Annotated in this window: 15 protein-coding genes and 4 pseudogenes; 11 read left to right on the forward strand and 8 right to left on the reverse strand. The window is 60.4% G+C overall.

Annotation, left to right across the window (positions count from 1 at the left end; genetic code table 11):
- Positions 1-13: 13 nt before the first annotated feature.
- The gene (locus ACU0DV_RS00635) at positions 14-1,399 is read right to left on the reverse strand and encodes a DUF1800 domain-containing protein (RefSeq protein WP_446273453.1); all 1,386 of its coding nucleotides are present in this window, start codon (positions 1,397-1,399) and stop codon (positions 14-16) included.
- 638 nt (positions 1,400-2,037) lie between these two features.
- On the reverse strand, positions 2,038-5,763 hold the full coding sequence (locus ACU0DV_RS00640; RefSeq protein ID WP_446273454.1) for a DUF4214 domain-containing protein: 3,726 nt from the start codon (positions 5,761-5,763) through the stop codon (positions 2,038-2,040).
- A 200-nt stretch (positions 5,764-5,963) separates the two neighbouring features.
- On the opposite strand from ACU0DV_RS00640, the gene ACU0DV_RS00645 reads away from it, so the two are divergent.
- The gene (locus tag ACU0DV_RS00645; RefSeq protein ID WP_446273455.1) at positions 5,964-6,197 is read left to right on the forward strand and encodes a transposase; all 234 of its coding nucleotides are present in this window, start codon (positions 5,964-5,966) and stop codon (positions 6,195-6,197) included.
- A 56-nt stretch (positions 6,198-6,253) separates the two neighbouring features.
- A pseudogene (locus ACU0DV_RS00650) lies at positions 6,254-6,637 on the forward strand (IS66 family transposase); the annotation flags it as partial.
- 1,342 nt (positions 6,638-7,979) lie between these two features.
- Here ACU0DV_RS00650 and istB read toward each other — a convergent pair.
- From istB to ACU0DV_RS00670, 4 genes are all read right to left on the reverse strand, one after another.
- Positions 7,980-8,771, reverse strand: coding sequence for an IS21-like element helper ATPase IstB (gene istB / locus ACU0DV_RS00655; protein WP_089852619.1), 792 nt, complete (start codon positions 8,769-8,771; stop codon positions 7,980-7,982).
- The gene (istA, locus tag ACU0DV_RS00660; RefSeq protein WP_283983595.1) at positions 8,761-10,290 is read right to left on the reverse strand and encodes an IS21 family transposase; all 1,530 of its coding nucleotides are present in this window, start codon (positions 10,288-10,290) and stop codon (positions 8,761-8,763) included. The genes istB and istA overlap by 11 nt, the downstream gene beginning before the upstream one ends.
- 282 nt (positions 10,291-10,572) lie before the next feature.
- A complete protein-coding gene (locus ACU0DV_RS00665; protein WP_446273456.1) occupies positions 10,573-11,148 on the reverse strand; it encodes an IS110 family transposase in 576 nt (191 codons plus the stop codon).
- A gap of 21 nt (positions 11,149-11,169) precedes the next feature.
- Complete coding sequence (locus ACU0DV_RS00670; protein ID WP_446273457.1) at positions 11,170-11,337, reverse strand: hypothetical protein; 168 nt, start codon at positions 11,335-11,337, stop codon at positions 11,170-11,172.
- Positions 11,338-11,415: 78 nt separating this feature from the next.
- Between ACU0DV_RS00670 and ACU0DV_RS00675 the strand changes: the two are divergent.
- Positions 11,416-11,583 (forward strand): annotated as a pseudogene (locus ACU0DV_RS00675) (integrase core domain-containing protein); the annotation flags it as partial.
- Between the two features lie 86 nt (positions 11,584-11,669).
- Here ACU0DV_RS00675 and ACU0DV_RS00680 read toward each other — a convergent pair.
- The gene (locus tag ACU0DV_RS00680) at positions 11,670-11,987 is read right to left on the reverse strand and encodes an H-NS histone family protein (protein ID WP_446273458.1); all 318 of its coding nucleotides are present in this window, start codon (positions 11,985-11,987) and stop codon (positions 11,670-11,672) included.
- A 531-nt stretch (positions 11,988-12,518) separates the two neighbouring features.
- Here ACU0DV_RS00680 and ACU0DV_RS00685 point away from each other — a divergent pair.
- Together ACU0DV_RS00685 and ACU0DV_RS00690 are read left to right on the forward strand one after the other, a co-directional pair.
- A pseudogene (locus tag ACU0DV_RS00685) lies at positions 12,519-12,799 on the forward strand (transposase); the annotation flags it as partial.
- An 85-nt stretch (positions 12,800-12,884) separates the two neighbouring features.
- A protein-coding gene (locus ACU0DV_RS00690; protein WP_446273459.1) for an IS3 family transposase occupies positions 12,885-14,038 on the forward strand; the annotation gives its coding sequence in 2 pieces (ribosomal slippage) (positions 12,885-13,137 and positions 13,137-14,038; 1,155 coding nt in all).
- Between the two features lie 121 nt (positions 14,039-14,159).
- Here the strand turns inward: ACU0DV_RS00690 and ACU0DV_RS00695 are convergent.
- A pseudogene (locus ACU0DV_RS00695) lies at positions 14,160-14,323 on the reverse strand (helix-turn-helix domain-containing protein); the annotation flags it as partial.
- A gap of 236 nt (positions 14,324-14,559) precedes the next feature.
- Here ACU0DV_RS00695 and gmd point away from each other — a divergent pair.
- The 6 genes from gmd to ACU0DV_RS00725 form a co-directional block, all read left to right on the forward strand.
- Positions 14,560-15,576, forward strand: a complete 1,017-nt coding sequence (gmd, locus tag ACU0DV_RS00700) for a GDP-mannose 4,6-dehydratase (protein ID WP_446273460.1) — start codon at positions 14,560-14,562, stop codon at positions 15,574-15,576.
- Entirely contained in the window at positions 15,560-18,271 is a 2,712-nt protein-coding gene (locus tag ACU0DV_RS00705) for a glycosyltransferase (protein WP_446273461.1), read from the forward strand. Before gmd ends, ACU0DV_RS00705 begins: the two co-directional genes overlap by 17 nt.
- Positions 18,272-18,323: 52 nt before the next feature.
- A complete protein-coding gene (locus ACU0DV_RS00710) occupies positions 18,324-19,244 on the forward strand; it encodes a class I SAM-dependent methyltransferase (protein ID WP_446273462.1) in 921 nt (306 codons plus the stop codon).
- Positions 19,241-20,245 carry a sulfotransferase family 2 domain-containing protein gene (locus ACU0DV_RS00715; RefSeq protein ID WP_446273463.1) on the forward strand — a complete coding sequence of 335 codons (1,005 nt, stop codon included), beginning with the start codon at positions 19,241-19,243 and terminating at the stop codon, positions 20,243-20,245. Before ACU0DV_RS00710 ends, ACU0DV_RS00715 begins: the two co-directional genes overlap by 4 nt.
- Before the next feature lie 6 nt (positions 20,246-20,251).
- Entirely contained in the window at positions 20,252-21,664 is a 1,413-nt protein-coding gene (locus tag ACU0DV_RS00720) for a mannose-1-phosphate guanylyltransferase/mannose-6-phosphate isomerase (protein ID WP_446273464.1), read from the forward strand.
- Between the two features lie 138 nt (positions 21,665-21,802).
- The coding region (locus tag ACU0DV_RS00725) for a transposase (protein ID WP_446273465.1) at positions 21,803-22,160 on the forward strand (358 nt) is incomplete at its 3' end.

Raw genomic sequence — 22,160 nt, forward strand, 5'->3', positions numbered from 1 at the left:
CGAGTCATGCGCATCACATCCTTTGGAAACTGGGGGAGGCGAGGATCAGGGCAATGCCTTCGCGGCGACCCTCGGCGGCACCGGCGGCAAAGCGCAGGCTATCGTGGGCGCGGTCGCCAAGCGCGGCGGTCAGGAACTGCCGGGGGTCGGGCAGGGCGCCATAGACCTGCCCGGGGATGGCAAGCGCCCATTGCAGCCGCGCCGCCAGCGCCAGCGGGGTAACCCAGGAGGCGTCTTCCTCGGGCCACCCGTTCGGCCCGTCCGGGGTTTCCCAGGTCTGCCCCATCATCCGCAGCGGGCGGAAAAAGAACCGCTCCATCCGTTTGCGGTTGCCGGTGGGCAACTCCTCCACCGCGAGAGCGCGCAGGGCGGAGGTGATGAAATCCACCGGCGGCTTGACTTTGCCTGGCCCCTGCCAGGCGGCGGGATGTGAGAGCATGGCTTCGTAGACCGCCAGTAGTTGGCCATCGGTCTCGCGGTAGCGTGCCGCCATGGCCTCGACCAGTTCTGGGTCGGGCGTGCTCGAGATGAAATGCACCGCCAGCTTCCGCGACAGGTGTTGTGCCGTCGCGGGATGGGCCGCGAGATCCTCGAGCAGCGCCAAGACCTCGTCCAGCCGGGCAGGCTCCGCACCGCCGTAGCTCTTGCCGAGCACCGTTTCCGGACCAGGCTCGGCATACTCTGGGCGGAAAACGAAGCCCCGCTTGTGCGTGAAGCTGAACCCGGTGAGTAGCTGCGCCAGCTCGGTGACATCCTTTTGCCCGTAGGGGCCGCCAGCGCCGAGCGTGTGCAGCTCCATAAGTTCGCGTGCGAGGTTCTCGTTGAGTCCGGCCCAGGACTTCTTGCGCCGCACGGCGGCGGCGCTGCCGGGGCCAATGGAACTGGCTTGGTTGAGGTAATTCAGCATCAGCGGTGAGGCCGTCACGGCCTTGAGCATGTCGGCAAAGCGTCCTGCAAGATACGGCCGGATCGCGCCCTCGACATAGGGCGAGGTGCCGTTTTGCAGGGCCCCGCCCTGGCCCATGGCGGTGAAATGGTCGCCCCAGAAGAAGGCGAGCCGCTCGCGAAAGCCATCTTCGGATCCGATACGCCGACGCAGGCTCTGGCCGAACCAACGCATCTGCGCCGCGCGGCCCGCCTTGCGCAGCTTGCGTATGTCGCGGGCGATGCTCTTGAGTTGCACGGCATCGCCTTTCGCCTCCCGGCGCTGGCGTAGAAGCTCTAAGAAGGTCTTCTGCCGGTCCATTAGCACCTCGGGCCCGTCTATCGGCCAGAGTTCCGCCATATGGTCCGGTCCGGCGAGGCGCTCCAGCATGTCCCGCGCGGATCCCGGCGGCGCATGTGCCGGGGACAGGCCGCAGCCAAAGCGGATCTCTGCCAGAATCGGGTCGTAACTCACGTGGGGGCTCCTTTTCGGGACCAAGACGTGTGGGGAGCAACATATTTGTAGCTGCCTTGTAAGGGATATATCACAGCGCAGCGCGCGGCCCGCCCTCACACATGCGTGTTGAGCAGGTTCTTGCGAGACTTGCCTCGATCCTGAGCGGATGAGTGTATTTGGTTGGGCAGAGCACGGCAAACTGGCAAGTCCAATCGCGCGGTTGTCCCCGACCATGGAGATTGAAGAGTTCACCTTCGAGGACCCGCGGGGTGGATATTGCGTAATTTTAATGCTTTTACCAGAAGAGCAACGTCATTCCGATCGGCGGCACCGGAAACAGAAAATCGCACCTCGTTGTCAGTATCGCGCGTTCCTGTATCCGTCGGGGCAAGTGCGCCGGCCTCGGCCATGTTGACCCACGCACGGATCATGTTGCACGACAGGTCGTAACGGCGACCGCTTGTATGCAGCGTCTCGCCAGCATGCTATTCCGAGACGGCTTGGTGCGTGAATTCGGGGTTGTGGCTTCGGTGGGATCTAGAGATAGGTTTTTTTCTGAAAACCGGCAGGGGGCAATTAAAATTAATCGCATTATTCACCGGTGCAAGCGAATTCTGTATAATTGAGCGATGATTGTCACGGGGTAATATTTCACCCTAAAACAAAAAGGAATCTTCGGAAATTTCACCCAACTCTACACCTCGGAAAACAACAGATCCATTATCCAAGTTCAAAACAATGTCATCGCCTGACTGCCTCAAGCGTTCTCCCGCCAAGGTTAGCCTATCGAAATCTCCCCCCTTTACGTAGATCTTGTCCCAAGGGTCAAAATTAAGGACAACATCCGAACCGGTGTCATTGGCGCCAAACACAAAGGTATCAGAAAAAATAGATCCGAACAGTGTGTCCGACCCATCGCCCCCTTCCAGTATGCTGCCCGCATTTGTTTCTTGAATGGCCTTAAGAACATCGTTGCGAGAGTATGTGAGGAACTCACGGCTGTGAGAAATCGCATACACAACATCAGATCGCGTTAGCCCGGATTCCAGAAAATCGATCCACCTGCTAAGGCCAGAAAGTGTAGGAGCCCTGCCTAGAGTTTTCGCGAATAAAGATGATACAAAGTCTTGGTTATTGAGGCTTGAGTAAATCTCAAGGAATTCAAGAGATAGAGGGGAGGAAGTAAATGCATCCTTATCTCCCCCTTCCTGAACCAAGGAGTCGGCCAGCTCAAAAATTTCGTCGCTTGTAACTGCCCGGTTCAGCGCCGCTAAACTCCAGCCTACTACCTCCTCCACATATTCATTCTGCAGAGAGGCGCGATGATTATAAAATTTGTCAACGTATATTTCTCCAATCGGGCCAACGCTGCTAGCTATATCGATAAGAACATCTTCACGCCGGCCTCCCGAAGCAAGGTTAGCGACATTTTCCTGGAATAGGTCCGGTCTCGAATTCTCTCCAAACTTATTGGAAAGCAACAAGCTCACAAACCCATCATCTGAAAGCTCACCGTATTTATCTTGAAACTCTTTGGATCTAATGATCGCTCGCGACAAATACTCATAGTTAATCGAAGAAATAAGGATTCTGTCTAAGGTCTCACGCAAGCCAACTGTGCTAGGCCTCCTGTCAAGCCCGGATTGAAATAGATCAAAAATCATATCGACAGTGGAGTCAAAGTCCTCAAAGGTGACGCTGCCGTTTATGATATCATTCCCCTTGCCACCAACTAAAAATTTTTCGCTGATGCCTGGAAAAATTAAATCTTCAGAGGCGGTTCCTATAATCCTCTCGAGGTCAGAGGCGTTTGTCAGGGGCAGGTAAATCGCATTGCTGTCGCTTCCTGAAAGCAAGCCCAACACATCGATTTCTGATTCCTTGTCCTTTCCAGCAAGAGTCAAAGTAAAATTGGTGTCCAAAGGGTTAGAAGCGGTGCCGCCTTGAAGTAGCCCCCCATCCAATACTAAGATCCAATCCGCGGTTACCTCTATATCAAGCCCTGCGCGGTCAAGGACGCTCAAAGCAGAGCCTTCTCCATGTATTAGTATGCCGGAAACTGTTACGCTCTGATCTAGCGTAAGTTTCTCTCCATCGCGAATAACTAATATTTCCTCCGCACTGGGAGGATTACCAGCCCAGCTGCTTTCCTCCGACCAAATCGGAAAATTCTGGAGCGGCGAAAGGTTTATTGGTACGTTGTTGACGTAATCGAGAACAGGCGCTACCGCAACTTCATTTGAAATGGTTGCAATATTTTCTCTTACTGCGCTAGGTGCTGGCGCGTTAGTTTTTTCTCTGTCGAAAATGTGAACGTCGATGCCAAAGTTCTTCTGAAGAAGTTCTTTTGAGGGGGATGCTGGCCAATTGGAAGCCTTACTTGCTACAAGTTTAATCCTTACTTGATCGCCGTCTCTATAAAAAGAGGTCGCACCATTTTCCTCCATCTGCTCCATTGAGTAAGCCTCTGTGGCGCCAGATATATTGAATCGCGCAGGCATGTCTACGAGGTTCAAAAAAACATCATTTCCCTCAAAAAGATGCGACAGTGACAAGGTTGCAAGATCGAAGTCCCAATTCATAGGATCCACTAAATATGTGATATCACTCCCAGATTCAACTAGGAGTTTCGCATTTCCATTCACGCTCAAGGCACCGCCGCTTGATTTTGAGATGCTAAATTTTCCAGGAGAATCAAATGAAAACACCCCAAAGTTTGTGTCTGATGGGTTGAGCCATATCTTCCCATTGTCTGACAAAATTGCATTGGCCGAAGAGTTAAATCCAGGGTCGATTACATCAATGCCTCCTGGAGCTCGGTCATTTATTACTGGCGTTAATATTAGGCCTGGGGTGCCATATAAGGACCCATCCAAATCCATTATCGCTCTTGCTGTTCCATTTAGTACGTCCATGCGTTCACCACGGTACCCTTGATTTGAGAATATATTATCTGAGGGGACGTGATCAAATCCTACTCCTTTCAATAAGTAGTTTGATGAAGCGCTGATCCCCCTGCGTACGCTGAATGCAAAATCTCCAAGATTTTCATAATTAGCAAACAAGGTGTTTTCGACCTCAAACGCCTCATCGTAAAGTTGCAAGCCATGTCGTACTTCTTGACCGGTGTCTAACGAAGGATCATTCGTCCGCCCGACAAATAGGCTATCTTTGATGATCTGATACCCTCTTAGCAAAGCTCCTACTGACGCGTTCGCAACCTTTACATCCGAGAATACACCACCCAATGCACGAATCCAAAGTTGAGCGTCGCCAGAGCCGTTGTAGATTGTTAAATCATTTGCTGAGAAATTATTGAAATTTCCATCCTCATCTCTACTGGACAGCAGGGATCCCATATCGAGGTTTCCGTCATCGGAAATACTCCAGCCCATTGAGAAGTTTATTTCTTCATTTGAGTGAGCGGTTATTCCAGATATTGTTCCAACGGCTTGGGCGCGAGGTTGGTACCCATCATAGTCACCGGTAGAGGCAGATACTCCCTTTACATTTGCCTCTGCGGTGAACCAGAATCCTGACCCCTCCGAGCCGGCGGCGTGATTGTCAATGAAATGATTTTTTGGATTTGTGATCCAAAAGCTGGTTGGCCGAACGTGATCTGATGCAATAGCAGCATCCTCTATTGATGTGGCGGCTCTTTGTCCAAAGGCAATATTTCCAATTAAATAATTATTTGTTTCGCTTCCATCTTCAAAGAAGAATCCGTGTCCCACGGTGTCAAAAACTACGTTATTTGTGACTATTAGATTGTTAGTATCGTGAATTGTTAATCCCTTATTGAAGGACCCATGAATGCTGGAGTTCTTGAAGTACTGCCCTAAACCGTCGTCACGCAATGAATGCCAGTGCGCCGGGTACCGTCCAACTGCACCCGCTTGCCCCATGTTGTAATACTCAACACCCGAGATGTATTGCTCTGCCCCATTCATTACGACAGTATGCCCTCCATAACCATCTAGTGACGAGTCGGATGCACCTTGTATTTTTATGTTTCTACTTAGCAGCGCAACTTCTGCGCGCATATCCATCGTCCACCATTTATCTCCCATGGAATACTCTTCTTGAACGCCCGAGTGGAAGTGGCCTACCGAGCGATCAAGCTCCAAGACTCTTCCGTCTACAGAGACATGTTTGATGGTAAAGACTTCTGCTTCATTCGATTTCAAACTCGTCGATGCCAATGCTATTCTGTCGCCAACTTTCCAGTTCACGCTCTCGGAGAGATGGAGGTGTCGATCTCCGATCTCGGTGGATTGCGAAAGTTGAGTAAAGCTTACTTTTTGTGAGTCTGCTGAGTTAAGTTCGATTCTTGATCCTTCTCCGGACGCCATCAGAAACGAGTTGTTATCTTTTATCAGCATGATTCACTCCTGTTTTTGGAATGATGGTGCAGTTTTGTTAAAAGCGCGTTGATTGAGTAAGCCGTTTTCTTGGATGGTTTTTAGGATCAGGGCTTCTTGATCGTAGCCGCTCGATTGAGGCCGCCTGCCTGACGGGGGCGCAGTGAGTTAAGACACGTGCATAACGACGTCGTTAGCGACGTGTCTTATCGGGAGGGGCCATGCTGGGCGGGGTTCTGGGTGTCGAACGACGCCGTCGCTGGAATGACTATGAGAAGCTTGAGATCCTGCTGGAGTTGGGTGTCGACGGGGCTTCTGTGACCCAGGTCGCCTGGCGTCACGAGATAACGCGGTCTCAGATCTATGGCTGGAGGCGCGAACCGAAGAAGAAGGCTCTGTGGTCGCCGGATCGCGGTGCGGTATTCCTGCCGGTGGATTTCGGCGCCTTTTCCTAACCTCCACAATCTCCTGCACCCTCTCGACCTGTCCTGGTCGAACTGCAGTTGCAAGTCAAACGCAAGCACGCCCTATGGTTGAAGCCTTTAAGGTATGGGCCGAGGTCCAATTGCTGCGCATTCCCGCCAAGGTTCTCCGCTATGGTCTCAGCCGCTGGCCGTCCTTCGAGCTCTTCCTTGATGATGGCCGTGTCGGCATCGACAACAAACCGGCCGAGCGCGCCATGCGCCCGATTGGTATCGGGCGGAAGAACTGGCTCTTCGCTGGCTCCGACAGCGGTGGCGAAACGCTGGCCTGGGCGATGACGCTCATCGAGACAGCCAAGATGAGCGGTCTCGATCCGCAAGCCTGGCTGGCTGACATCCTTGACCGCATCCATGATCACAAGATCAACCGGCTCGACGAGCTGCTTCCATGGAACTGGACGCCGCCGCATTGATCCGCGGTAGCAACCGGGCGGCTACTGTTGATCTGGCCGCAGACTTCTGATTCACGGCTCGAAACGCGAGCGGTGACATGAGCGATTTCTTTCGGCTGACGGACGCACAGATGGCGCACCTCGGACCAAGCTTCCTTGCGTTGCATGGCAGGTCTTGCGTCGATGATTGATGGGTGCTGTCCGAAATAAATCTTATTAATATCAGTTATTTGCGTCGGCTCGATGCTCCGCAAAATTTGGGCCCGCACAAGATGCTATACAACCGTTGGCAGCGGTGGTGCGAGACCGTGCTGACCCATGCCGAGGTGCAGATGACCTTGAGCTTGCGCCAGCTGTGCAAATGGAAAATCACCAGGCTGCCGTACCTGCCGGACCCCGTCGGGGCTATCCGGTGGGCGACTACGTGCGGTCTGAGATCAAGGGCTTATGGGCGATGCTGGAGAAAGACCTAGCCGGGCTATGCTACTTCGCCAGCTGGATCGACGGTAGGTCCGGCGAGCTGAGGCGTGCCGCCCTCCGGCCGTGCGGGATTTCTTGTCAGAAACGCAGGGAGTTCTGCCCAAGATGCAGGAAAACTGGCCGGTTCCGCTGGCTCCCGTCGTGGGCGCCTTGCCGCAAAGACAAGGCGATGCACCGGATCTCCGCCGCAGCTCTGATCTGGGCACTCGCGTTGATCGTTAGCGGCTGCACCGTGTGGTTCAACCGCCCGAAATCCGGTACCGAGACTGAGCGTGCACTCTGTCGCGTCGGGAGCGCGGGCTTGTTTCAGCCGTCGATGTCGGACACGCCTGACACAGCTGCACGCCTGAGGGCACAGATTTCCTGTTACAAGGCGGGGTGTCTTGGATGACTGGCATCCGCCGTAGGCTAAAGTCAGGGAACGCGATATGATCACAAGCAACATGACAGCAAGGCGAGATTTGTCTTTACACCGCATCGTTATTCGGCAGCGTAGAAAGCTGGCGCAAATTTGTTACTCGCCGCTTTTAAACAGCTCTTACAAACCTTGATGTTTCCCCAGACGTAAAGCAGCTTGCATCCGTCTCAGTTTAGCAGTTTATGAGGTGAAAAATGAAAGACTTGAGGCTTTTCTCTTGCCGCGCATGCGATCACTCATTGCGCTTCGGATCCACGCGATGTGGCGACTGCTATGCACCGACCCCGTTCTACAATCACGCTTGGTTGCATTACTCGCTCGTCGCCGTGGGCCTTCTGCTTCTTGGTCTAACCGCGATCGGCTTCGCGTTGCAAATGCTTGAGGCTCCAGAAGTGTTGGATGTCACTGAGAACTGACCCAGCATTGTCATCGAGATTTGACCCGCCTGTCAGTATGTCGGTCGGTTCATGACGGGGTCAACATTGGCGTCTCCTTCCTCTTCTTTTTCGCGGTCTCCGAGCTGGCCTTGAAGCGATAGCTGTCGTTTCCGGTTTCCAGGATGTGGCAGCGGTGTGTGAGGCGATCGAGGAGCGCGGTGGTCATTTTGGCGTCACCGAAGACGCTGGCCCATTCGCTGAAGCTCAGGTTCGTGGTGATCACGACGCTTGTGCGCTCGTAGAGCTTGCTGAGGAGGTGGAACAGCAAGGCGCCGCCCGAGGCGCTGAACGGCAGGTATCCGAGCTCGTCGAGGATCACCAATTCGGTTTTCACCAACGCCTCGGCGATTTTCCCGGCCCTTCCCAGCGCCTTTTCCTGTTCCAGCGCGTTCACCAGCTCGACTGTGGAGAAGAAGCGCACGCGTTTGCGGTGATGCTCGATCGCTTGGACACCGAGGGCAGTCGCAACATGGCTTTTCCCGGTGCCGGGCCCGCCAATCAGGACCGCGTTCTCGGCAGCATCCAGGAACTCGCATCGGTGAAGCTGCCGAACGAGGGCCTCGTTGACCTCGCTGGCGGCGAAGTCGAAGCCCGACAGGTCCTTGTGAGCCGGGAAGCGCGCTGCCTTCATGTGATAAGAGATGGACCGCACTTCACGTTCGGCCATTTCGGCCTTCAGCAGCTGCGACAGGATGGGGATCGCCGCCTCGAACGCAGGCGCACCCTGTTCCATGAGGTCATGCACGGCCTGCGCCATGCCTGGCATCTTCAGACTGCGGAGCATGATGACGATAGCAGCGCCGGCGGGATCATGACGCATGGCGTTTGCCTCCGGATGTGCGCAGCCCATCGTAGCGTGCGACATTGGCCTCGGGCTCTTTCGTCAAGACGAGACTTGAAGGCGGCGTCACGTCGGGCTGGTCAGTCGGCGTGCCATCCACCAGCCTATGGAGCAGATTCAATACGTGGGTCTTTGTCGGCACGCCTGCCTGCAGTGCCATGTCCACGGCGCACAGCACGACTTGCTCGTCGTGATGGAGCACCAGGGACAAGATTTCCACCATCTCTCGATCGCCGCCGGGCTTGCGGAGCAGTTTATCCTGCAACTGGCGGAATGCCTCCGGCATCTCGACAAACGGGGCACCGTTGCGCAGCGCGCCCGGCTTGCGCTGGACCACGGCGAGGTAATGGTGCCAATCATAGATGACGCGGCCCGGTTGCCGATGCGACCTTTCAATGATGCGCTGGTGCTCGCAGACGACATGCCCTTCAGCAACGACAACCAGCCTTTCGGGGTAGATGTGCAGGCTGACGGGCCGGTTCGCAAAGCTGGCAGGCACGGAGTAGCGATTGCGATCAAACGTGATGAGGCAGGTTGGGGACACCCGCTTGCTTTGCTCGACATAGCCGTCGAACGCCGTGGGCAACGGCATCAGCGAGGGCTTCTCCGCTTGCCAGACATCGTCGATGCTCCCGGGCAAGCCGCCATGTACGGTCTCGACCCACAGCGCCTTGCACCGTTCTTCCAGCCAGCGGTTCAGCGCATCGAGATCAGGGAAGGTGGGCATCACCTGCCACATCCGGCTGCGAGCATCGCGGACGTTCTTTTCGACCTGCCCCTTCTCCCATCCGGCGGCCGGGTTGCAGAAGTCGGGTTCGAATACGTAGTGGCTTGTCATCGCCATGAAGCGCGCATTCACGTCGCGCTTCTTGCCGACGCCCACACGGTCCACCGCCGTGCGCATATTGTCGTAGATCCCGCGGGCCGGCACGCCTTCGAAGACCCTGAACGCGTGCCAGTGCGCCTCGAACAGCATCTCATGTGTCTGCAGCAAATACGCCCTGACCAGAAACGCGCGGCTATGCGACAGCTTGACGTGTGCGACCTGCAGCTTGGTCCGTTCGCCCCCGATGATCGCGTAATCTTCGCTCCAATCGAATTGGAAGGCCTCGCCCGGCTTGAACACCAGAGGCACGAATGTCCCGCGATCCGTCGTGCTCTGCGCCCGCTGCCGGTCCGATTTCCAGGCGCGGACAAAGGCTGAGACCCGCTCGTAGGAGCCGTCGAATCCCAGCTGAACCAGATCCGCGTGCATCTGCTTTGCCGTCCGCCGCTCCTTGCGCGACTTGCGCTGTTCGGCCAGCAACCAGCCCGACAACTTCTCCGCGTACGCGTCGAGCTTGCTCGGCCGCGACGGCACGTTGAACTTGGGCTCGACGATCCCGGCACGCAGGTAACGCCTGATAGTATTGCGCGACAGACCAGTCCGCCGCGAAATCTCACGGATGGGCAACTTATCCCGAAGTGCCCAACGTCGAATGACGCTCAAAATATCCATGTCGATCACTCCAATGACCCCCGACAAATCCCGTCAGGGGGAGGGTTCCACATGGGTCAGTTCTCAGTGACATTTCCTATCGCCGCTGGGTCAGTTCTCAGTGACATCCAACATCCACGAGCTCTCTCAGGTCCATCATGGGTTTGGTCATCGGGGTCGTCCCTCGGTTCAGGTTGGCTTTCGCAATCCGACCCTACCGAGAAACCCGATGACCGCCTCAGCTACACCACGCCCCGGGACATGACCGATGCGACCGCGGACATCCGTCTCGCCAGACTGATATTATCGGGGTGTCAGCCCGAGGTGCGCTCCGACATCACTCGACCTTCTTAACTTGGCGGGGTCGTCGATCGTCGACTTGAAGGCAAGCGCGGTCACCGGCACTACGCTAGGGATCGTCATGAATCGTCGGCAAAGCTCATCGTTCTCGGTCAGCCGCAGTAGGGCGCGATGGAGTTCGGCAAGCGCCTTCTTCATCGCTGCCAGTCCTGCCAACAGGGTTTCGATACACAGTTCGAGCAAGGGCTCCCCCGCAACCAGCTCCTGGGCCTCAAAGGCTCGCGCCCCAACCTTGCCGACCTTCAGGCCGAACGAACGCAATACGCCGCGGATCTCGTTCTCATGGTCTCGGAGCTTGTTGACGTAGAACTCTCGCGCCGTCAGCAGCGTGCGCAACTCTTGGCTTTTGCGAGACTTCACATGAACGGCCTTGAACCAGCCAGATCGCACCAGCTGGGCGATCGACCGGGCGTCGTTGCGGTCGTTCTTGTTCCGGTTCATCGCGACCATGGCTGCCTTCGCATGGCGCGCCTCGAGGCACACGGCGGGCAGGCCGGCATCCTTGAGGCCGAAGAGCAACCACTGCGAAAGCGGCCCCGCCTAGAGGCCAACCCTCACGAACTCTCCCGCCGCTTCGCACAGCGCGTCGGCGCTGGCGTCGGGTTCCGAGGCAGCCTTCGCCTCCAGAACCATCCGGCCTTCCTCATCCACCACACAGATGCTGGTCAGTTCCAGCGACACGTCCAACCCGGCATATAGCACAACCATCTCTGATCCTCTCTGGCTTGATACCCGCCGAAAAGAAGATCACCGGCAGGACCGGGAGCGAAGCCCCGATTGCGCCATCTCAACGAGAACCTCCTCTCTGGACTGCGCCATGTCCGCCAATTGATCTCGGCATGGCGAGACGATTACAACCACCATCGCCCCCACACGAACCTCGACAGGCTCACGCCACGGGAATACTTTAACCTGTCAGAGAAGGACCAAATCCGGAACAGACTTAACTTCTGAGCGAGGGCAATCAGGGGGCAGGTCAAGAGGTTTTAGGGATTTCAAAGGGTTACTCCCGCCCTATGCATTAGCATAGGGCGGGGGCTTTATGTGCCTTCAATGAGCAAATCTTCTGCGGGCGTTCCCGCTGCTAGAGCATCAATGAACCACGAAGGCTTACGCCCTCTGCCGGTCCAAGTGAGCTCAGGGTTCTCAGGATGTCGATATTTCGGCGCGGTTTTAGTTGCCTTCAGGTCTTCGGCTAGCTCGGCCAAGCTAAAGCCCTTTTCGCGCGCGGCTGCCTCAGCAGCTGCGCGTGCTTCAGCTTTACGACGCGATTCAAAGGTTTTGATCGCCTTGCCAACTTCCTTCTCCAGCTTTTTAAGCTCATCCAAGGACATTTCTTCAAGATTAAACGATGCCATAGTCAGTCTCATGTTTCTCGATAAAAGCACCATATCCAAGACTGAAACGAAATGATAGGCTAAAGGTCATCACATCTCACCCGTGCTTAGTTGTCCCAATTTTCGAAGGCACAACTAAGGAGGTCAGAAATCATGATGCCGGACTTCCAACTGAGAGAAAAATTTCTAACGTCAATATCCAAAAAGAGACACAAGAGATTGGGGTTTTTTGAACAGAGGCTAGCCACCTAGAATAGAAAGCGCTCATCAACCCGGATCGACGATGTCGATTGAGATCGATATTCCGGGCAGTGATTGCCTTGATCGGCTGGAAACTCAACGAGGTTGAATTCAGGAATATTCGGGGCTTCTTGGTTGTCAACAGGTGCTGGAAATTGGGCCCGCTCAATTTATGTGGTGTGACCTGCCCTCTGCCGATCCCTCATTCATAATGAGATTCTGCAGGTTGTTGTTCTGCCCCCCTGAAAACTGGACAGTTTGAAATTGAAGTTTTCCGTAATATCCCCCTGACTGGGAGTAGAACGGAATCGCATGAAGGCATCGAAGTTCACGGAAGCGCAGAAGGCGTTCATTCTGAAGCAAGGCGAGCAAGGCACGCCGATCATGGGGATCTGCCGCAAGGCGGGGATCAGTCAGGCGACTTACTTCCACTGAAAGAAATAATACGGCGGGTTGCTACCTAACGAGATGCGTCGGCTGAAGAAGATCGTCGCCGACCGGACGCTGGACAGAGAGATGTTGCAGGATGTTATTCGGCGAAAGCTCTGAAGCCTGACCCTCTGCGAGAGATCGTGGCCGGGATATGTGTCGACTAGGGTGAGCTACCCCCCGAAATTCGGACGCTGACATAAGCTACGATTTGCAGTCTGCTGATCTTCGACGAGAAGGAGATCAGAGATGTCGAAACGGAAGCAGCACGCGCCTGAGTTCAAGGCCAAGGTCGCGCTGGAAGCCCTGAAAGGCGAGGAGACGGCCGCCGAGCTGGCAAGCCGGTTCGGGGTGCATCCGACGATGATCCATCAATGGAAGCGAGCCCTGCTCGAAGGCGCATCGGGCGTATTCGAGCGCGGGGGCCGCAAGAAGCCCGAGATTGACGAGGAGCAGGTGAAGGAGCTCCACGCCAAGATCGGGGAGCTGGCGGTGGCCAACTCTTTTTTGGAACGAAAGCTGAAGCCTTGGGGCGGAAAGTGAGGCGCGGCATGATCGAGCCGGACCACCCGGATCTGTCGATCGGCCAGCAGTGCAAGCTGCTGTCGATCGCGCGCTCGTCTTTCTACTACACGCCTAAGGGCGAGACCGAACAGAACCTCGGCCTGATGCGGCGGATCGACGAGCAGTTCCTGGAGACGCCGTTCTTCGGCGTTCGTCAGATGACCTGGCACCTGCGCAACGACGGCCACCCGGTGAACGAGAAGCGCATCCGGCGACTGATGCGCCTCATGGGATTGATGCCGATTTACCAGAAGCCCAACACGAGCAGGTCGGCGAAGGGGCACAAGACCTATCCCTACCTGCTACGAGGTCTGCGGGTGGATCGCCCAAACCAGGTCTGGTGCTCGGACATCACCTATCTGCCCATGCGGCGTGGGTTCCTTTACCTCGTGGCGATCATGGACTGGCACACCCGCAAGGTTCTGTCCTGGCGGATCTCAAACACCTTGGAGGCCGACTTCTGTGTCGAGGCGCTGAACGAGGCCATCCACAAGTTCGGCCCGCCCGAGATCATGAATACGGATCAGGGCTCGCAGTTCACGTCCTTCGCCTGGACGGATCGGCTCCGCCGGTCGGGCGTGCGGATCTCGATGGATGGGAAAGGCCGGTTCCTCGACAACATCTTCATCGAGAGGCTGTGGCGCACCCTGAAATACGAGTGCGTCTACCTGCATGCCTGGGAGACAGGGTCAGAGACGAAGGCGGCGATCCGGAAATGGATGACCTTCTACAATCACCAGCGCCCTCACTCGGCCCTCGGCGGCAAGCCACCGGCGCTGGTCTATTGGCAGAGAGATGATATCAACCAACCCGATCAGCAGGTGCAACGAGTAGCTTAATTTACGCCAGATACTGTCCAACAATCGGGGAGTAGCTCAGCAAGTCTTGGACACAGACGCCGGCACTGCATGGAAGCCGTCGAAAGGCCCGACATACGGAACCAAGCTCTCGCGCTCGGCTTGGAACCTCCTTGTCTTCAAAGACATTCCTAAGCAGTTCGCGATAGATCGTGGAAGGCGCGGGGCCCAGCCGTGCCGCGATTTCCGGGGCCGACATCTGGGCTTCACACCATTTCGGGATTTCCGGCGTTCCTCGAAAGTCAGGTGCAGGTAGCAGCGGTCAATTCACATCCTCCATGCAAACTTCTGGTTTCATACAGAGTTTGCACTTCGTTTTTGAATCCACCCCGCTACAAAACTAAAGGCCTATAAGTTGGATTATGTAATAATCTTCTTCGCAAGAATTTGTTGCAACCTTATTTGCTCGTTTCGAGAGCTAGTAGGCTCGTTCTTCACTTGCGCTTAACGCGCATTTAACCTTGATGGTGAGACAACGGGCCCGAGGTAACGGGGTTCCACACATGAAGACAGCATTCATCACCGGCATCACGGGGCAGGACGGCGCCTACCTAGCGAAACTGCTGCTGGAGAAGGGATATGCGGTGCACGGCGGCGTGCGGCGGATCTCGCAGCCGGAGACCACCCGGCTCGACCTGCTTGGCATCACCGGCGATGTCGAGCTGCACGAGTTCGACCTGGCCGAGCCCAACAACATCTTCCGCGTGGTCGAGAAGACGAGGCCCGACGAGTTCTACAACCTCGCGGCGCAGAGCTTTGTGGGCACCTCTTGGGACCTGCCGGTCTATACCGCCGATGTCGACGGCATGGCGGTGGTGCGCATCCTCGACACGCTGCGGACGCTCTCGCCCGGGACCCGCTTCTACCAGGCCTCCACCTCCGAGATGTTCGGCCTCGTGCAGGAGGTGCCGCAGCGCGAGACCACCCGGCTTTATCCCCGCTCGCCCTACGGCGTGGCCAAGGTCTACGGCTACTACATCACGGTGAACTACCGCGAGAGCTTTGGCATGCACGCCTCCTCGGGGATCCTGTTCAACCATGAATCGCCACTGCGCGGGAAGGAGTTCGTGACCCGCAAGATCAGCCAGGGGCTGGCGCGGATCGCCCGGGGCAGCAACGCCCCGGTGGAGCTGGGCAACATGGACGCAAAGCGCGACTGGGGCTTTGCCGGCGACTACGTCGAGGGCATGTGGCGGATGCTCCAGCAGGAGGAGGCCGACGACTACGTGCTGGCCACCGGGGTGACGACCACCATCCGCGACTTCTTCACCTATGTCGCGGGCGCGCTGGACATGGCGCTCGACTGGCAGGGCTCGGGTGAGACGGAGACGGCGCACGACCGCCGGACCGGGCGGCTGGTGATGAAGGTCAATCCGAAGTTCTACCGCCCGGCAGAGGTCGACCTGCTGATCGGCGACGCGACGAAGGCGCGCGACAGGCTGGGCTGGCAGCCGCAGGTCGACGTGCGCGGACTGGCGGCGATGATGGCGAAGGCGGACTTCGATGCGCTCGCTCGCTGACGGGCTGCGCAAGCTCCGCGCCCGCGTCGTCCACCACCACGGCGGGTTCCGCGGCTACGTCGACGGGCTGATGGGCGGCGAGATCGTCGGCTGGGTGCAGCCGGTGACGGCCGGGCAGCAGATGCTGCGGGTGGGAGTCTTCGTGCAGGGCGCGCGCATCCACGAGGTCGCCGCCAACGTGCACCGCCGCGACCTGGAAAAGGCCGGGGTCGGCGACGGGCGGCACGGCTTCGTCATCCCCGTCACGCCGGAAATGACCCGCATCGCGCTGGCCAACTCCGGGCGGGTGGACCTGCGCGTACTCTCGGGCGACCGCAGCATCTTCCTCGAGCAGGTGCAGATCGTGGAGGCGGCCCCCGGCGCGGAGGTGGCCCCGCTGCGCGGCAGCGCCCTGCGCAAGCGGCTCTACGGCGGGCTGGAACTCTTGGCGGAGCGGCTCTCGCCCGAGAGGCTCCGGGCAATGCCCCTGCCCGCGCCCCGCCCCGCCCCCGCCTGCAGCACGGCGCAGGCACGGCTCTTTGCGCCGCGCGACTACATGGCCCCCGGGCGCGACGGCCCCCTGCCCGCGCCGCTCTTCGCCTATGCCGACTACATGCGCTACCGCTACCGGGTGGATGCGCAGTTCGACCCCGCCGCGCGGCCCGGCGACATGGCGCATTTCCTGAAGTTCTACCTTGGCTCCTACGCGCCCATGCGGCGCAGCCTGCGGGTGCCGATGTCGGCGGAGACCATCGCCTGGCTGAACGCGCCGCAGGTCATCGGCGGCCAGCCGCGCCACCTGTCGCGCGCCGCCTGGTCCTTCATGATGGAGGTGCAGCCGATCCTGCACTCGATCGATTTCCACAATCCCGACTGGTACGCCTGGGCCGCCTTCTGGTGGGCGGTGAACCATTCGGAGGCGGTGGGCGGCGAGGATTGCCTCGTGCCCGACTACATGGCCGCCGCGCTGAGCCACGTCCCCGAACGCTTTGCCGGGCAGACATGGGCGCCGTCGGAGTTCATGGTGCGGATGCATGCGGAGACGGCGGAGCTGTCGGAGCTGCCGCTCGAGGAGGAGGACGGCCGCCGCCGGCTGGCCTGCGCGCTGCTGATCATGGCGCTCTTCCGCCCGGATTTCCTGCGTTACCTGCCGCGCGACACGCTGGAGGCGGCGCTGGCCCCGCGGCAGGGTATCCTGCCCCCGCCGGAGGCGCAGCTTACGACGCTGGTGCGCGGCCCGCTGCGGCTGCTGCGCGGGCCCCAGCCCCCGGAGCCAGACCCGACCCCCACCGCGCTGGCTGAGTTCTGCGCCGAGCTCGACCGCCCGATGCCGGGGCTGACCCGTGCCGCCTATGCCGGCGTGCTGCGCCAGCAGGGGTTCGAGCTGGACGGGCTGCGCTTTGCCACCCTCACCGCCGAGGGCCACCGGCTGGAGGCGGCGCGCCTGCCCGTCCCCGGCGGTCCCCCGGTCGACATCCAGATCATCGGCCCGGTGAAGAAGGCCTCGGGGCTGGGCCAGGCGACACGGCTCTCGGCCGCCTGCCTCGAGGCCACCCTGGGCCGCGAACTGGGGCTGACGATCAACACCGTGGACTACAGCCTCGACAACCCCGCGCCCGAGGGCTTCAGCTCGGAGCGCGACGCGGGCGATTACCGGCCCGCGCGGGTGAACCTCTTCCACATCAACGCCGAGAGCCTGCCGCTGTCCGTCGCCTACCAGCCGGAGGTGATGGAGGGGGCCTACAACATCGGCTACGTGTTCTGGGAACTCGACAGCCCCGCCGCCTGCCACCATCTCGGGCTCGACCTGATGGACGAGATCTGGGTGTCGACGCAGTACGGGGTCGACATCTACCGGCCCCACACCGACCGGCCCGTGGTCAATGTCGGCATGTCCTACGAGGCCCTGCCGGAGATCACCCGCACCAACGCCCGCGCCTTCCTGAAGGAGAAGACCGGCGTGCCCGACGACGCCTTCGTCCTTGCCGTGACCTTCGACAGCTTCTCCTTCGTGCAGCGCAAGAACCCGCTGGGGGTGCTGCAGGCCTTCGCGCAGGCGTTTCCCATGGACGGCCCCCCCGCCTCAGGCAGCGAAGCGGTAGGCGATAAACCCGCCTCAGGCAGCGAAGCGGTAGGCGAAAACCATAACGTGCGGCTGGTGATCAAGACGCAGAACCGGGCAAAGGTGACCTGCCCGGTGCAGATGGCCATCTGGGAACAGGTGGACGCGGCGCTGGCCGCCGATCCGCGGATCTCGCTGGTCGACGAGACGCTGCGCTACGAGGACCTGCTGAAGTTCAAGAAGGGCGCCGACGCCTATATCTCGCTGCACCGCTCGGAGGGCTGGGGTTTCGGCATGATCGAGGCGATGAACCTCGGCGTGCCGGTGCTGGCGACGGGCTATTCCGGCAACATGGACTTCTGCGACGAGGAGACCTGCTGGCTGGTGGACTACCGCTTGGTGGAGTTGACGCAGGACGATTACATCTTCGTGGTGCCGGGCCAGAAATGGGCCGAGCCCGACATTGCCCATGCCGCCCGCCAGATGCGCGCCATGCGCGACGATCCCCGCGAACTGGCCCGCCGCGCCCGCGCCGCGCGCGCCCGGGTGCAGCGGGACTTCTCGGAGGCCGCGATCGGCCGCCGCTACGCCGCCCGCATGCGCCAGATCCTAGCGGAGCTGGACGGCGGCGCCCGGTGCAGGGCTGCGGAGTGATGCGCCGCGCCGGTCCGTTTCCCGCCCGCCCCTGCCCGCAAAGGAGAGACTGATGCCCGCCCCAGGCCATGCCCAGCACGAGGCGCTCTTTCACTACCAGTCGGAATTCGACGCCATCGCGGTGCTCCGCCGCCATGCCCCCGCCGAACGGCCCGCCGCCGCGCCCGGGACGGTGACCAACTTCCTCGGGCTGAAGGTGCCGGTCGCGGTCTGCCCGGCGGTGCTCGAACCGCTCGCGGGCACCGTCGAGGGGGTGCCCGACCCCGGCAACTGGCACGCCGACATCGCCGAATGGGCCGCCGCCCTGCGCGCGGTCGAGGCGGCGGAGGGCCGGTTCACCGTGGTCGAACTGGGCTGCGGCTGGGGCTGCTGGCTGATGAACACCGGGCTTGCGGCGCGCCGCCGCGGGCTGGAGCTCACGCTGGTCGGGGTGGAGGGCGACGCCGGCCACCTCGCGCAGGCGGAAGCGGCGCTGGCGCTCAACGGTTTCCGGCCTGAGGACTGGCGGCTGGTGCACGGCATCGCCGCCGCGCGGCCCGGCAAGGCGATCTTTCCCCGCGCCGGGGCGGCGGGCTGGGGCGGGGCTGCGGTCTTCGACCCCGACGCCGCGACGCTGGCCCGGGCCGAGGCCGATCCGAAGGTGCAGGTGCTCGACTGCTACCCACTGGAGGAGCTGGCGGGCGGCCGCCGCATCGACCTCCTGCACATCGACATCCAGGGGGCGGAAACCGCCTTTGTCGCGGGCAATGCCGATGCGCTCGACCGGCAGGTGCGGCGGGTGCTGATCGGTACCCACAGCCGCACCATCGAGGGCGCGCTGGAGGCGCATTTCCTCGGCCGCGGCTGGCGGATGGAGATCGACCGCCCGGCCATCGCGCCGCTCCGGGGCGGGCGCCCGGTGGTGGCCATCGACGGCGTGCAGATGTGGTCGAACCCGGCGCTCTGCACCGCCGCCGCGCAGGATGCCGCATGACCGCCGCGACCGGCTTTCCGGAGGAGGACGCGGCGGAAGCCCCCGCCGCTTCCCTGCCCCCTGCCCCCCTGCCGCCCGATGCCGTCGCCGCCTACGAGGTGATCCTCGGCCGGCCGCCCAACCCGCGCACCGCGCCGCCCTTCACCTCGCTGCACCGGCTTTACCGGATGCTCTTCGCCTCCGAGGAATTCCGCCAGGGCCCGCGCGCCCGCAAGACCCCGCTGGGCTGGCCGCTGGCGCAGGTTTTCGTCTCTGTTCCGGCCCGGATGCTCTATTGTCCGATCGGCAAGAACGCCTGCACCCTGCTGAAGTCCGAGATGGTGCGCAGCGCCGGGCTGCCGCATGCCGACTGGATGGCGCGCGACATCCACACCCTGACCGACCGGGTGCGCACCGGGGCGCAGCTGTCGGACTACCCGCAGGCAGAGGCGGAGGCGATGATCCGCGACCCGGATGTCCTGAAGGTGGCGGTGCTGCGCGATCCGGAACGGCGGCTGCTGTCGGCCTACATGGAGAAGTTCGTGATCGGCCGCACGGTGCCCGCGAACATCTTCCACACCCGCGCGGTGGTGGAGGCGGTGCAGGCGCAGGCCAAAGGACAGGCCGGGCCGGAGGCGCCGGATTACGACCGCGGCATCACCTTCCGGCAGTTCATCGACCACGTGACCTCGGTGCCGGGGTGCCTGCTCGACCCGCACTGGCGGCCGCAGGCGCTCTATCTCGACGGCATCGCCTACGACCGGCTCTACCGGCTCGACCAGGTCAACGATTTGCTCGCTCTGGTTGAAGAGCGCAGCGGCGTCCGGCTGGAGCGGCAGGCCCGCAACGTCACCGGATCGGGCAGCGGCGGGCGGGACGGAAAGGCGATGGATCTGTGGCCATGCGACCTCATGATAGGCGCAAAACTCTCGCACGGCAGTTTTTTCGACGCCGGGATGCGGAGCAAGGTGGAATCCGCCTTCGCCTGTGACTATGCCCTACTGGAAAAGACCTTCAGGTGAGAGAAAATGATTTTTCCAGTCCTTCTTTGCGGCGGCTCCGGAACACGTCTGTGGCCCCTGTCGCGCAAGTCCTATCCCAAGCAGTTCGCCGACGTCACCGGGGATGAAAGCCTGTTCCAGGCCTCGACCCGGCGGTTTTCCGGCGAGGGATTCGGTGCACCGCTGGTTGTGACCGGCGATCCCTTCCGCTTCATCGTGACCGAGCAGCTCGATGCCCTGGGGGTGAAGCCCGCGGGCATCCTGATCGAGCCGGAGGGCCGCAACACCGCGCCCGCCGCCGCCGCCGCCGCGCTCTTCGCGCTGCGCAAGGATCCGGAGGCGATGATCCTGCTCGTGCCCTCCGACCACGCGGTGCCGCAGCCGGAGATGTTCCGCGACGCGGTGAAGCTGGGCGCCAAGGCCGCCGCCGAAGGCCAGATCGTGACCTTCGGCATCGTGCCGACGCGGGCGGAGACCGGCTATGGCTGGCTCGAGACCGGGGCCGAAAGCGCGCCCGGCCTCTGCCGGCTGGAACGCTTCGTCGAGAAGCCCGATGCCGCCACCGCCGAGACGCTCTTTGCCGACAGCCGCTACCTGTGGAACGCGGGTGTCTTCCTGGCGAAGGCCTCCGTGCTGGTGGAGGCGTTCAAGACCCATGCCCCCGCCATCCTGGCCCGCGTCGCCGAGGCGATGGAGGCGGCGAAGGAAGACCTCGACTTCACCCGAATCGACCCGGCGATCTGGGCCACGGTGGAGGACCAGTCGATCGACTACGCGGTGATGGAGAAGGCCGGCAACCTGTCGGCGGTGCGCTTCGAGGGGCACTGGACCGACCTCGGCGGCTGGGAATCCGTCTGGCTGGAATCCGACCGCGACGAGGACGGCAACGCGGTCTCGGCCCATGCCACGGCGCTCGACTGCGAAGGCAGCCTGCTGCGCGCCGAGGACCCCGACCAGGAACTGGTGGGGATCGGCCTGAAGAACGTGGTCGCGGTGGCGATGCGCGACGCGGTCATGGTGGCCGACATGTCGAGCGCGCAGAACGTGAAGACCGCGGTGAAGGTCCTGAAGGAGCGCGGCGCCAAGCAGGCGACGCAGCTGCCGGTGGACCACCGCCCCTGGGGCTGGTTCGAAAGCCTCGTGATCGGCGAGCGGTTCCAGGTGAAGCGCATCCACGTCCACCCCGGCGCCGCGCTGTCGCTGCAGTCCCACCACCACCGCTCCGAACACTGGATCGTCGTGCAGGGCACGGCCAAGGTGACGGTGGACGAGGAGGTGAAGCTGGTGACGGAAAACCAGTCGGTCTACATCCCGCTGGGCGCCGTGCACCGGATGGAGAACCCCGGCAAGGTGCCGATGGTGCTGATCGAGGTGCAGACCGGGTCCTACCTCGGCGAGGACGACATCATCCGCTACGAGGACGTCTACGCCCGCACCTGATTGTTTTTCCCAAGAAACACCGGCAGGCTCAGGTATAGGCGCCAGTTCATAGGCGAGGGTTTTGGCTCGGCGCGGCTTTGTTGCGCAAAGGTCGAGCGAGGGGTTCATCTTGTGAATCCAGCGTAGTAGCTGGTATGCATAGGCAGACCCATCCCACCGAGCTACAAAACCAAGAACTGGCCGGCCTACAACGAAGCGCTGAAGCAGCTTGGGTCCCTGAAGATCTGGTTCGATCCGGACATGGTCTGGGTGCCGCCGCCGACCGGCAAGCGAGGCCGACAGCCACAGTATAGCGATGCCGCGATCCAGACGTGCCTGACGATGAAAGTCCTCTTCGGCATGGCCCTCCGGCAGACGACGGGGTTCGTTGAAAGCCTCCTACGGCTGGTCGGCCTCGACTGGGCAGTACCAGATTTCAGCACGCTGAGCAGGCGGCAGAAGGCTCTGGTCGTGACCATCCCCTACCGCGGCTCGCGGGGGCCGCTGAACCTTATGA

It is taken from the genome of Sagittula sp., assembly GCF_052825245.1.